This window comes from Streptomyces sp. cg35, from assembly GCF_050410835.1.
GTDB lineage: Bacteria > Actinomycetota > Actinomycetes > Streptomycetales > Streptomycetaceae > Streptomyces.
Genome location: NZ_CP191268.1, coordinates 1,990,624 through 2,003,314, shown reverse-complemented (window position 1 = coordinate 2,003,314; position 12,691 = coordinate 1,990,624). Strand labels below are relative to the sequence as shown.

Annotated in this window: 9 protein-coding genes and 1 pseudogene; 6 read left to right on the top strand and 4 right to left on the bottom strand. The window is 72.7% G+C overall.

What is annotated here, in order from left to right; translation table 11 throughout:
- Positions 1-96: 96 nt before the first annotated feature.
- From ACQUQD_RS09300 to ACQUQD_RS09290, 3 genes and pseudogenes are all read right to left on the bottom strand, one after another.
- Entirely contained in the window at positions 97-2,952 is a 2,856-nt protein-coding gene (locus ACQUQD_RS09300) for a glycoside hydrolase family 2 TIM barrel-domain containing protein (protein ID WP_428951557.1), read from the bottom strand.
- 234 nt (positions 2,953-3,186) lie between these two features.
- A pseudogene (locus ACQUQD_RS09295) lies at positions 3,187-3,423 on the bottom strand (transcriptional regulator); the annotation flags it as partial.
- Between the two features lie 160 nt (positions 3,424-3,583).
- Positions 3,584-4,843, bottom strand: coding sequence for an FAD-binding protein (locus tag ACQUQD_RS09290; protein ID WP_428951556.1), 1,260 nt, complete (start codon positions 4,841-4,843; stop codon positions 3,584-3,586).
- 177 nt (positions 4,844-5,020) lie between these two features.
- On the opposite strand from ACQUQD_RS09290, the gene ACQUQD_RS09285 reads away from it, so the two are divergent.
- The 3 genes from ACQUQD_RS09285 (at position 5,021) to ACQUQD_RS09275 (ending at position 8,000) form a co-directional block, all read left to right on the top strand.
- On the top strand, positions 5,021-5,806 hold the full coding sequence (locus tag ACQUQD_RS09285) for an SAM-dependent methyltransferase (RefSeq protein ID WP_428951555.1): 786 nt from the start codon (positions 5,021-5,023) through the stop codon (positions 5,804-5,806).
- Positions 5,807-5,867: 61 nt separating this feature from the next.
- Complete coding sequence (locus ACQUQD_RS09280) at positions 5,868-6,563, top strand: pyridoxamine 5'-phosphate oxidase family protein (protein ID WP_428951554.1); 696 nt, start codon at positions 5,868-5,870, stop codon at positions 6,561-6,563.
- A gap of 114 nt (positions 6,564-6,677) precedes the next feature.
- Positions 6,678-8,000 (top strand): radical SAM protein, encoded by a 1,323-nt coding sequence (locus tag ACQUQD_RS09275; protein WP_428951553.1) that lies wholly within the window; start codon positions 6,678-6,680, stop codon positions 7,998-8,000.
- A 75-nt stretch (positions 8,001-8,075) separates the two neighbouring features.
- Here ACQUQD_RS09275 and ACQUQD_RS09270 read toward each other — a convergent pair whose 3' ends face one another.
- Positions 8,076-9,110, bottom strand: coding sequence for an asparaginase (locus ACQUQD_RS09270; protein ID WP_428951552.1), 1,035 nt, complete (start codon positions 9,108-9,110; stop codon positions 8,076-8,078).
- Positions 9,111-9,257: 147 nt separating this feature from the next.
- Here ACQUQD_RS09270 and ACQUQD_RS09265 point away from each other — a divergent pair, with 147 nt between their 5' ends.
- The 3 genes from ACQUQD_RS09265 to ACQUQD_RS09255 all read left to right on the top strand — a co-directional run bounded on the left by ACQUQD_RS09265 (position 9,258) and on the right by ACQUQD_RS09255 (position 12,668).
- Positions 9,258-9,707 (top strand): Lrp/AsnC family transcriptional regulator, encoded by a 450-nt coding sequence (locus ACQUQD_RS09265; RefSeq protein ID WP_428951551.1) that lies wholly within the window; start codon positions 9,258-9,260, stop codon positions 9,705-9,707.
- Between the two features lie 292 nt (positions 9,708-9,999).
- Positions 10,000-11,100, top strand: coding sequence for a ribosome small subunit-dependent GTPase A (rsgA, locus tag ACQUQD_RS09260; RefSeq protein ID WP_428951550.1), 1,101 nt, complete (start codon positions 10,000-10,002; stop codon positions 11,098-11,100).
- Positions 11,101-11,267: 167 nt separating this feature from the next.
- Positions 11,268-12,668 (top strand): bifunctional transcriptional activator/DNA repair enzyme AdaA, encoded by a 1,401-nt coding sequence (locus ACQUQD_RS09255; protein WP_428957500.1) that lies wholly within the window; start codon positions 11,268-11,270, stop codon positions 12,666-12,668.
- The last annotated feature ends 23 nt before the right edge of the window (positions 12,669-12,691 follow it).

Genomic DNA, 12,691 nt, shown 5'->3' with positions numbered 1-12,691 from the left:
GAACCTCTTCCTGACTCGGGCCCTGACGGGCGCGATCGGCCAAGGGGCCGACCACACCGACTGCATGACGACGGCGCCCTGACGGTGCCCCGGCCCTCAGCCGAGCACGCGGAACGTGAACGTGAACTCCGCCGGGGCCGCCGTCAGGCGGTACCGCGGGAGGACGCCCGGGCCGCAGGACTGGGAGCCGATGCCCTGGTGGGCGTGGTCGAGGTTCAGCCAGAGAGCGCCGCCGGTGTCCTCGGTGTCCTCGGTGCGCAGGTCGCCCACGTGGTCGGCCGCGTCGAGCTGTTCCGAGGTCCAACGTCGCGCGGAGAACGAGAAGTGCGGCTCGCCGTCGATCCGCAGGCCCGCGATCTCGGCCCAGCGGACGTCGGCCCGCGCCCCGTTCTCCTGCGGTCGCAGGTACGGCGTCTGCAGCGCGTCCACGGTCGATTCCCACAGGCCGACCCGCGCCGCCGCCCGGGTGTCGGGGTACGCCTCGCCGGGGCCGCCGCCGAACCAGCGGACCCGGTCGCCGGCCACGCCCGGAAGGCCGAGGCGGACACCGAGCCGGGGGAGCGGGACCCGCCAGTCGCCCTCGGGGGCGACCGACACGGTCAGGCGCAGCCGCCGGGCGTCGGCGGTCCAGCGGTAGACCGTGCGCAGTCCGATGTCCCGCCCCGCCGGGGCCACCCGGGTGCGCACGGTCAGCGCGTCGTCGCCCGGCTCCACCGCGTCCAGCCGGTGCCGCATCCGGTGCAGCCCCAGCTGCCGCCACAGCAGCCCGAGCCGCTCACCGCTCTGCCAGCTCGCGCCGTTGTCGTTGTCGGTCGGCGCCCGCCACACATCCAGCCGGGGGGCGACCACCTCGACGCCGCCGAGCGTGCGCAGCGCGCCCGTCCGCGCGTCGAACGCGGCCGGGCCGAGCGTGATCAGCCCGGGTCCGACGGCGGGCCGTGCCCCGAGCGGTACCGGACGAGAGGGAGCCGGCGCAACGCCCGCCTGCCCCCACGCCACTTCGTGCTCGTCCGCGTCGAGCGCCCGCACCGTCCACTGCGCCTCCCGGCCGCTCCCGTCGGCGGGCGCGTCGGGCAGCTTCACCTCGGCGCGTTCGCCCGGCGCGAGCGGGGGCACGGCGAGCGCACCCGACCCGGCCCGCTCGCCCTCGACCTCGTACGCCCACGAGAAGGACAGGCCGGACAGATCACGGAAGTCGTAGCGGTTGGTGATCCGCACCGTGCCCGCCGGGGCGTCGACGTCGATACGGACCGGCTCGATCACCTTCTTGAACTCGACCAGGCCCGGCGACGGCGTGCGGTCGGGAAAGAGGAGCCCGTCGCAGACGAAGTTGCCGTCGTGCAGCTCCTCGCCGAAGTCGCCGCCGTACGCGTACCCGTACCGGGCGTCGCTGATCCCGTGGTCGATCCACTCCCACACGAAGGCGCCCTGGAGCCGGTCGTACGTCTCGAACAGCCGCTGGTAGTCGGCGAGTCCGCCCGGACCGTTGCCCATCGCGTGCGCGTACTCGCACTGGATGAAGGGCAGGGCGCGCCGCCGGTCCGGGCCGCCGTCCAGGCCCCGGCCGATCCGCTCGACCTCGGCGTGGTCCGCGTACATCCGTGCGTACACGTCCGTGTCACGGCAGTTGATGTCGCCCTCGTAGTGGACGAGCCGCTCGGGGTCGCGGCCGCGGATCCACTCGGCCATCGCGGTCAGGCCGCGGCCGGTGCCCGCCTCGTTGCCGAGCGACCACAGCACGACCGACGGATGGTTCTTGTCGCGCTCCACCATGCGCGCCGCGCGGTCCAGCAGCGCGGGCGTCCAGCGGTCGTCGTCGACGGGGTTGTCACGCCAGCCCTGTTCGACGAATCCGTGCGTCTCCAGGTCGCACTCGTCGATCACCCACAGTCCGTACTCGTCGCACAGGTCCAGGAAGGCGGGGTGCGGCGGGTAGTGGGAGGTGCGGACGGCGTTGATGTTGTGCCGCTTCATCAACTCGACGTCGCGGCGCATGGTCTGCGCGTCGAGGGCGCGGCCGCGCTCGGGGTGCCACTCGTGCCGGTTGACCCCCTTGAAGAGGACCGGCGTGCCGTTGACCTTGATCAGGCCGTCCGACAGCGCCACCGTGCGGAACCCGATGCGCAGCGGTACGCGCTCGCCGCCGGTGTCCAGCGTGCCCGCGTACAGGCGCGGTGTCTCCGCCGTCCACGGCTCCACCGCGACCGTCACCGCTTCGCCGGTCGCAACGTCAACTCCCAGCTCGGGTACGGTGATCCGGCCGTCGACGTCGCTGTCCACGCGCAGGGTGCCCGTGCCGGCCGTGTGGTCGTACGAGGAGTGCACGAAGAAGTCGAGAGCGCATCCGGCGGGGCGGTGCAGCAGCGTCACGTCGCGGAAGATGCCCGGCAGCCACCACTGGTCCTGGTCCTCCAGGTACGAGCCCGCCGACCACTGGTGGACACGGACCGCGAGCACGTTGCCCGTCGGCTTCAGCAGGTGCCCGACCGCGAACTCGTGCGGCAGCCGGCTGCCCTTGAACTCGCCGAGGTCCGTGCCGTTCAGCCACACCCGCGCACAGGACTCCACGCCGTCGAAGCGCAGGATGGCCGTGCCGTCGGCGGGCCACCGCGCCGGCAGGTCGAACGTGCGCAGATGGTCGCCGGTCGGGTTCTCCGTCGGTGCGTGCGGCGGGTCGACGGGAAAGGGGTAGAGGTGGTTGGTGTAGATCGGCGAGCCGATGGCGCCGTCGCCCTGCAGCACCCAGTGTCCCGGCACCGACACCTCGGCCCAGCCGTCGGGGTCGTACCCCTCGGCGGCGAAGGACGCGTCGTGCGCGTCGGCGGTCGGCGCCAGGCGGAAGCGCCAACTCCCGTTCAGGGAAAGGGTCGTGGCGGACGACTCGGGGTACCAGGCGCGCGGCGGCAGCGCGCCGCTCCCGGGCAGGACATCGTCGACGTACGAGAAGGACATGGGTCTCCTGGTGACAGTGACGGGAGAGGCGGGAGAGACGAGAACGAGGGGGATAGAGGGCAGGGCGGGGATCACACGGAGGTGCGATGCGCTCTCCGGGAATGTCCTCCAGGGCGAACGTGGCCGTGCCCAGGCTCGCCGGGTCGGTGGGGACCGGCGTCAGCACGATCCGCGCCGCGGCGGACGGACCCGCCAGGGAGTGCCGGGCGGCGGCCCGGCGGATCTCGGTCACCCCGCGTCCATCGCGACGAGGCCGCGCGGCCGCCCGCCCGCCGGGTCCTGGAAGCCGACCTCGGTCAGGATCCCCATGTCGAGCGGTTCCCCGACGAGCGTGGCGACCGTCGCCGCGCTCGGCCCGGTCAGGGCGGCCGGCTCCCGGCAGGAGAAGGCGGGCCGGGCGGGGCGGGCGAGGCAGTGCCGCGGCATCTCGTACCGGTTCGGGGTCCTTATGTCACGAGACGTGCGCTTCATTGGCAGCTGCCCCTTTCGACGGTCTCGCCGCGTCAGGCTAGGGCGGCCCCGGAGCCTTCTTCAAGGGGGTGGCGGACGTGGCGGCGAAAGTCCAACCGCAGACGCGAAAGTCCTGGCAGCGCGTCCAAGAAGAGGTACGAAAGTCCTCGTCCCGAAGGGCTCAGCGAGGCAGCAGCGCCCGGACGAACGCGTTGCCGAACCTGCCCTCCGGGTCGAGGCGCCGCACGAGCGCCGCGAAGTCGGCCAGGTGCGGATAGCGGGCGGCGACCCGCTCCGGTGCGGCGGTGAACACCTTCCCCCAGTGCGGGCGGGGCTCCAGGTCGCGCAGCCGGTCCTCGACGAGCGACACCACGGGCAGCACCCGGGCGGTGTCCGCCACCCACGTGAAGTGGAAGGCGACCGTGTCCCGGCCGTACGCGGGGCTCAGCCACTGCGTGTCGGCCGCGACGGTCCGCACCTCGCACACCTGGAGCACCGGGGCGATCCGCTCGCGCACCGCGTCCAGCGCGCGCAGCGCGGCCACGGCGTGCTCGCGCGGCAGCAGATACTCCGACTGGAGCTCGTCCCCGCTGCTGGGCGTGAACTCGGCCCGGAAGTGCGGCAGTCGCTCGTGCCACGGCCCGGGCACGCCGAACTGCTCCGTGCAGTGGACGGGGGACATGCCGGGCACCGGGTGCTGCGCCTCGACGGCGGGCGCGGCCCACGGGAAGTCGACGGGCTCGGGGTGCCGCTGCTTCTGCCACACCTGGTCGAAGTACGGCCCGCGCCACTTGGTGAAGAGGCTGACGCTGTACGCGGACGAGGTGACCGCCGTGAAGTCCAGCTCCTGGAAGGGGAGTTCGCCGTAGACGTGCTGGCGCACCTCGTATCCCGGCTCCACGTCGAGGGTGAGCGAGAGCACGACCCCGAGAGCCCCGAGCGAGACCACGGCCCCCGCGAAGCCGTCGTCCCCGCGGGAGAGCGTCACGACGTCCCCGCCCGCGGTCAGGATCTCCACGGAGCGCACGGACTCCGCCAGGGACGCGTTGCGGTCGCCGGAGCCGTGCGTACCGGTCGCGACCGACCCGGCCACCGAAATGTGCGGCAGGGACGCCATGTTGGGCAGTGCGAGCCCGTGCGCGTGCAGCGCGGCGGCCAGCTCCGCGTACCGCACCCCGCCCCCGACCCGCACCGTGCGCGCGTCCCTGTCGACGTCGATGCCGCCCGGCAGCCCGGCGAGCGACACGAGGGCGCCGTCCCGGTCCGCGTCCACGTCGGCGATGCGGTTGAACGAGTGGCCGCTGCCGAGCACACGTATGTGCGCGCTGCCGGCGACGAGGGTGCGCAACTCCTCGACGGACGCCGGGCGGCGCACCTCGGCGGCGGAGAAAGCGATGTTGCGGGCCCAGTTGGTGGGGGCGGTGGGGCGGGCGTCCGGCACGGGGCTGCCTCTCTTCCAGGTCTGCTTCCCGCCGATTGGATCACGCCCGGGGCGGCGCCCGGCACCCTGCGCGACGCAAGGGCCGATGACATAATCGCCGGGTCCTTACGGCCTCTTCCGGGTGCTGAAGCGATCCCGGTGCACCGGTCGCCGATCACGTACACGCGGGAGTCAGGCATGACGGCACAGTCCCCCCAAGGCCGTATCGACACGAGCAGGCCGCATCCCGCCCGCGTCTACGACTGGCTGCTGGGGGGCAAGGACAACTACCCGGTGGACCAGGCAGTGGCCGAGAAGCTGCCACCGGAGTCGCGCCACAGCGCCAGGCGCAACCGCGCCTTCATGCAGCGTGCCGCCGCCTGGCTCGCGGGCAACGGCATCGACCAGTACCTCGACATCGGCACCGGCATCCCGACCCGGCCCAACCTGCACCAGATCGTGCAGGAGAGCGTGCCGTCGGCACGGATCGTGTACGCCGACAACGACCCCATCGTGCTCAGACACGCGGAAGCGCTGCTGACCAGCACCCCGGAGGGGGCCACGGACTACATCGAGGCCGATGTCCGGCAGCCGGGCGCCATCCTCGACCACGCCCGCACGTTCCTGGACTTCTCCCGTCCCGTCGCCCTGTCGATGATCGCGCTGATGCACTTCATCACCGACGACGAGGACCCTTACGGCCTGGCGCGCACGCTCGTCGACGCGCTGCCCTCGGGCAGCTACTTCGTGTTCTCCCACGGCACCACCGACGAACACCCGCACCTCGCGCAGTCGGTGACGCGTACCTACCGCAAGGGCGAGATACCGCTGCGGATGCGCACCCGCGCGGAGGTCGAGCCGTTCTTCGAGGGCCTGGAACTGGTGGAGCCCGGGCTGGTGACGGCGACTGATTGGTACCGGGCGCAGCCCGCGCCCGCCGAGGAGCTGAGCGGCTTCTACGTCGGCGTCGCCCGCGTTCCGTAGAGCGGCGGCCGGCGACCACCGGTGGACGGCGCATGATCACGCCGGAGTACTGTTCCGGCGCATGACGCACACCCCACCGCCGGACGCGGAGCTGCCGCGCACCCTCACCCCCGACGACCGGACGCGCCTGCGCCGCATGAAGGAGAACGCGAGCTTCGAGCGCTCCGACCTCGAGGCGATCCTCGACGCGGGCTTCGTCTGCCATCTGGGCGTGGTCGTCGACGGCACCCCCATGGTCGTCCCCACCGTCTACGGACGCGACGGAGGACAGCTCTACGTACACGGGTCGGTGGCCAGCCGCAGCCTGGCCGCTGACCCGAACGCGACGATATGCGTCACCGTCACCCACGTCGACGGCCTCGTCCTCGCCCGCTCCGTCTTCGAGCACGGGGTGAACTACCGCTGCGCGATGATCTACGGCGTGCCGCGCCGCCTCACCGACGACGACGAGAAGACCGAGGCGCTGCGCGTCCTCACCCACCACTCCGCGCCCGGCCAGTGGGACTACGCCCGCCGCCCGAACCGCAAGGAACTCGCGGCCACGACCGTCCTCGCCCTCTCCCTGGAACAGGCCTCGGTCAAGATCAGCGCGGGTCCGCCGGACGACGGCCGCTCACCGGACGCCGAGCTCGGCCGCTGGGCCGGCACCCTGCCGCTGACGTCCCGCTGGGGCGCCCCCACCGCGGACCCGCTGCTCGCCCACGGCATCACCGCGCCCGCCCATGTCGTGGCCCGAGCGGGGACCCGGCAGGGGTGACCGACAAGCGGGGGCATACCGTGAGGTGTCGAACTGTGACCTTCGCAGGACCGCCGTGGCAGCACGTCGCACAAGCAAGTCGTAGAAGCAAGCCGTAGAAGCAAGGAGAACGGGATGCAGAGCCGTACGGCACTCGTCGAGGACCTGATGGAGCGCTTCCCGCACGTTCCCAAGGAAGCGGTCTTCAAGGAGGACCTGCTCCGTGGCGGGGTGGCCTTCGACCCTTCGGCGCTCAGCGACAACGAGGACGGCGAGGTCAAGCCGAAGTCGTACTTCATCTTCTCGTTCGACCACGGCACGCTGCCCGAGCTCGGCGAGGCCGCGCTGCGCCGCCCGCCCGAGGAGATCGTCCTCACCGGCGGCCCCTACGACCTGCGCCGCACCGTCGTCTCGGTCCGCGTGAACCCGTCGTCCCCGTACCGCGTGGCGGCCTCCGAGGACGGCATGCTCGGCCTCTACCTCGACGGCAAGCGGATCTCCGACGTCGGCGTGCCCCCGATGCCGGAGTACTACCGGCACAAGCTCTCCAACGGGAAGTCCGTGATGGAGGTCGCCCCGACGATCCAGTGGGGCTACCTGATCTATCTGACCGCCTTCCGCGTCTGCCAGTACTTCGGCGCCAAGGAGGAGTGCCAGTACTGCGACATCAACCACAACTGGCGCCAGCACAAGGCGGCCGGCCGGCCGTACACGGGCGTGAAGGACGTCGACGAGGTCCTCGAGGCGCTGGAGATCATCAACAAGTACGACACCGCGAAGGCGTCGACCGCGTACACCCTCACCGGCGGCGCGATCACGTCGAAGGTCCAGGGGCTGGACGAGGCGGACTTCTACGGGCGGTACGCCAAGGCCATCGAGGAGTACTTCCCGGGGCGGTGGATCGGCAAGGTCGTCGCGCAGGCGCTGCCCAAGGACGACGTCCAGCGCTTCAAGGACTACGGCGTGCAGATCTACCACCCCAACTACGAGGTGTGGGACGAGTACCTGTTCAAGATGTACTGCCCGGGCAAGGAGCGGTACGTCGGCCGGGACGAGTGGCACAAGCGCATCCTCGACTCGCGTGACGTGTTCGGCGCGCGCAACGTGATCCCGAACTTCGTGGCGGGCGTCGAGATGGCCGAGCCGTTCGGCTTCAAGACCGTCGACGAGGCGATCGCCTCCACCACCGAGGGTCTGCGGTTCTTCATGTCGAACGGCATCACGCCGCGCTTCACGACCTGGTGCCCGGAGCCGACGACGCCGCTCGGCAAGGAGAACCCGAACGGCGCGCCGCTGGAGTACCACATCCGGCTGCTCGACGCGTACCGCTCGACGATGGACGAGTTCGGTCTGTCGTCGCCGCCCGGCTACGGCCCGTCCGGCGCGGGCCGCGCGGTCTTCTCGGTCAGCTCCTTCATGGACAGCCTCGCGCCGAACGAGGAGGCCGTCGAGGTCTGAGCCCCGGACGCGCTCGTGACGGGAGGGGGCACGCGGTGCGTGCCCCCTCCCGTTCGCGTTCTCCCGGAGCCGCGGTTACGCGGCGGCCTGATCGTCGGCCGACACGTGGGGGAGGGGCGCGGCGATCAGCCGGCGCAGCAGGTCCGTGCGGGTGGCGGGTGCGGCGTCGGTGAGGAGCGCGGCCAGGACGGCGATCCGGGTCTGGCCCGCGCGCAGCGTGCCGGAGAGCACGGCGCCCGCGGCGACCAGGTCGACGGCACCCCCGCCGGTGTAGATCTCCGCGAGCGGCCCGGCCGGGACCCGGGTGCTGACGGCGACCAGGATGCCGCGGCGCACGGCGGCGGCGACGGCGTCGACGAACTCGGGCGTCGCGTTGCCCGCGCCGGTGGCGACGAGCACGATGCCCTGCGCACCCGCGGCGAGAGCGGCCTCGAAGAGCGCGGGGTCGGCATCGCTGTGGTGCATGACGATGTCGACGCGCGGTATGCGTGCGCCCTCGGCGGGCACCGGCAGCGGGGCCGGGCGCTGCGGGACGCTGCGGATGTCGACGCGGCCGAAGCCGAGCCGGCCGAGCGGCTCGGCCGACGGGTCGGCGAACGCGTTCGCCGCGAGGGTCTGTGTCTTCACGGTGCCGCGCGCCGCGTGCACCGTCCCGTCGAACACGACCAGCACGCCCAGGTCCCTCACCGAAGCGGCGACCTGAAGCGCGTCGTACATGTTGCCCGGCCCGTCGCCGTCGGTGGCGCCGAGCGGCTTCTGCGCGCCCGTGAACACCACCGGGCGCGGGTCGTCGTGGTGCAGGTCGAGCAGGAACGCGGACTCCTCCAGGGTGTCCGTGCCGTGCGTGACGACGATGCCGTCGACCTCCGGGTCCGCGAGGACCTCGCGCACGGTGCGCAGCAGGGTCAGCTGCCGCTCGCTGGTCATCCGCGAGCTGTTCACGTTGAACAGGTCGACGACCTCGACCGCCACCCCGTCCGGCACGGCGGCGCTGGCCAGGACGGTGTCCCCGCCGGCGTCGGCGGCGTAACCGGTGCCCTGCCAGCGGCTGGCGATGGTGCCGCCGGTGCTGATGAGGGTGATGCGCTTGGGCGTGCGGATGCGTTCCATGGGGGCTGCCTCGCGAAGGGGGACGGGTGCGGCGCCTGCGCGGGGGCGCATGCACGTTCGATCTTCAGCAAGGATAATTCGGAAAGTGCGCAATCGGATTGCGAATCCTGGCCGATGATCGCGCGATGTATAGCGCACAATTGCGTCATGGACCGGATCGACTTGAATATCTTGCGCGAGCTCCAGAGCGATGGCCGTCTCAGCAACCAGGAGCTGGCCCAGCGGGTGGGCCTGAGCCCGTCGCCCTGTATGCGCCGGGTCCGCCAGCTGGAGAAGGACGGCGTGATCCAGGGATACCGCGCGGTGGTGGACCCGGAGGCCGTCGGCCGCGGCTTCGAGGTCCTCGTCTCCATCGAGGTGCGCCGCGACCGCGCGTCCGTCGAGGCCTTCGAGCGCGCCCTCCAGGACATCCCGGACGTCGTCGAGGCCTACCGCCTCTTCGGCAGCCCCGGCTGCCTGCTGCGCATCGCGGTCGCCGACCTGGCGGCCTACGAGCGGCTGTGGATCGAGCGGCTCACCACGCTCGACGGCGTGACCGAGGTGAACTCGCAGATCATCATGAAGCGCGTGAAGGAGCCGCGGGGTCTGCCGGTGTGACGCGTCGCAGAGCCGCCGCGTGCCGTCCGGGGCCCGGGCGGCGGACCCGGTCGTGGGCGAGCGCCGTCGAAAAAAAGGTGGCGCGCCGTCCGCGCCCGGGGCTACGGTCCTTCTCGTCGGCCGGGCGATCCACCGCCCGGGGCGACCGACCGTGATCTGAGAGCTGGGAGGTGTTGACCGATGACTGTGGCCGTGAGGGGCGCTGCCCGCATCCGGAAGTTCATCAAGTCCACCTCTGTGGCCACCGGCTGAGCCGATCCGTCGCCGGGGCCACCCTTCGAAGGGTCACCCCTTGTCCCACAGCTCCAGCTCCGACCACTCCGTCCTCGCCCCCTACGGCTGGGACCCCCACTGGGCCGACGCGTTCGCCCCGTTCGCCGACCGCGGCCTCGTGCCCGGCCGGGTGCTGCGCGTCGACCGCGGGCAGTGCGACCTCGTCACGCCCGAGGGGATCGTGCGCGCCGACACCGAGTTCGTCGTGCCGCGCGACCCCATGAAGGTCATCTGCACCGGCGACTGGGCCGCCGTCGACCCGGACGGCGCCGACCCCCGCTACGTCCAGGCGTACCTGCCGCGCCGCACCGCCTTCGTCCGCTCCACGTCCTCCAAGCGGTCCGAGGGGCAGATCCTCGCCGCGAACGTGGACCACGCGATCATCGCGATGTCCCTGGCCGCCGAGCTCGACCTCGGCCGGGTCGAACGGTTCCTCGCGCTCGCCTGGGAGTCCGGGGCCCAGCCGCTGGTCGTGCTCACCAAGGCGGACCTCGTACCCGAGCCCGCCACGCTGGCGCACCTGGTCTCCGACGTGGAGACCAGCGCGCCCGGCGTCCAGGTGCTGCCCGTCAGCGCCCACGACGGCGACGGCACCGACGTCCTGCGGGCCGTCGTCGCCGGCGGCACGTCCGTGCTGCTCGGTCAGTCCGGCGCGGGCAAGTCGACCCTCGCCAACGCGCTGCTCGGCACCGACGCCATGGAGGTGCAGGCCGTCCGCGACATCGACGGCAAGGGGCGGCACACCACGACCACCCGCAACCTGTTCGCCCTGCCCGGCGGCGGTGTCCTCATCGACACCCCGGGGCTGCGTGGTGTCGGCCTCTACGACGCGGAGGCCGGGGTCGGTCAGGTCTTCGCGGAGATCCAGGAACGGGCGCGGGACTGCCGGTTCCAGGACTGCGCGCACACCGTGGAGCCCGGCTGTGCGGTGCTCGCCGCGCTCGCCGACGGGACGTTGCACCAGCGGCGTCTCGACAGCTACCGCAAGCTGTTGCGGGAGAACCAGCGGCTCGCCGCCCGGACGGACGCCAGGGTGCGGGACGAGATGCGGAAGGTCTGGAAGCAGCGCGGGGCTCAGGGGCGTGCAGCGATGCAGGCCAAACGGGGGCGCCTCATGTAGCGGCATTGCGGGTTCTCGGCGGGTGCGGGGTGCTTCGTGGCCGGTCGCGCAGTTCCCCGCGCCCCTGAGATGCGCACCGCGTGCGGCATTTCCCTGATCAGGGCCAGAAACGCCGCGTCCGAAATCCGCCAGCCGCCGGTGCGGCCCCGGCGCACACTGGAAGCGTGATGATCGACGAGGACACGCGCTACGAAGCCGTGCGCAGCCGGGACGCCCGGTTCGACGGGGAGTTCTTCTTCGCCGTCGAGACCACCGGCATCTACTGCCGCCCGAGCTGCCCCGCGGTCACCCCGAAGCGGCGGAACGTGCGGTACTACGCCTCGGCCGCCGCCGCGCAGAGCTCCGGGTTCCGGGCCTGCCGGCGGTGCCGGCCGGACGCCGTGCCGGGGTCCGCCGCGTGGAACGTGCGGGCCGATGTCGTGGGCCGCGCGATGCGGCTCATCGGGGACGGCATCGTCGACCGGGAGGGCGTCGGCGGGCTCGCCGTACGGCTCGGGTACAGCGCGCGGCAGGTCCAGCGCCAGCTCACCGCCGAGGTGGGCGCCGGTCCCGTCGCGCTCGCCCGCGCCCAGCGCGCCCACACCGCGCGGGTGCTGCTGCAGACGACGCCGCTGCCGGTCACGGAGATCGCGTTCGCGGCCGGGTTCGCGAGTGTGCGGCAGTTCAACGACACGATCCGCGAGGTGTACGCCCGCACGCCCACCCAGCTGCGCGCCGACGCGCCGGGCCGGGCCGAGCAGCGGCGCGCCGTCGCCGCCACCGCCGGGATCCCGCTGCGGCTGGCCCACCGCGGCGCCTACCGGGCCGGACCCGTCTTCGACCTGCTCGGCGGCGAACTCCTGCCCGGCGTCGAGGAGTCGACCGGTGAGCGCGGCTCGCGCATGTTCCGGCGCACGCTGCGGCTCCCGTACGGCACCGGCCTCGTCTCCGTCGACGAGGCCGGGCACGAGCAGCCCGGCGCGCAGGCCGAGCACCGCGGCGGCTGGCTGGACGCCCGGATCCACCTGACCGACCTGCGGGACCTGACCACGGCCGTGGGCCGGCTGCGCCGCCTGTTCGACCTGGACAGCGACCCCTACGCGATCGACGAGCGGCTCGGCGCCGACCCGCGGCTCGCCCCGCTGGTCGCCGCCCGGCCGGGCCTGCGCTCGCCCGGCGCCGCCGACCCCGAGGAACTGGCGGTGCGCCTTCTCGTCGGGCCCGAGGAGTCCGCCCGGCTCGTCGAGCGCTACGGGAAACGGCTCGACGCCCCCTGCGGCGGGCTCGACCGGCTCTTCCCCGCGCCGGACGCCCTGGCCGGCGAGCCGGGCACGCTCGGCGCCCTCGCCCGCGCCCTCACCGACGGCACCCTGCGACTCGACCCCGGCGCCGACCGCGACGACGCCGAGGAGGCGCTGCGGGCACTGCCCGGGATGGACGCGCGCACCGCGGCCCTGATTCGGCTGCGCGCCCTCGGTGACCCGGACGTGGCGGTGCCCGGCGACGGCGTCGCCGCCGACATCTGGCGGCCCTGGCGGTCGTACGCCCGTCAACACCTCATCGTAGAAGGACAGTTGAGCCAGTCGTGAGCATCGAGACCCAGGACAAGAAC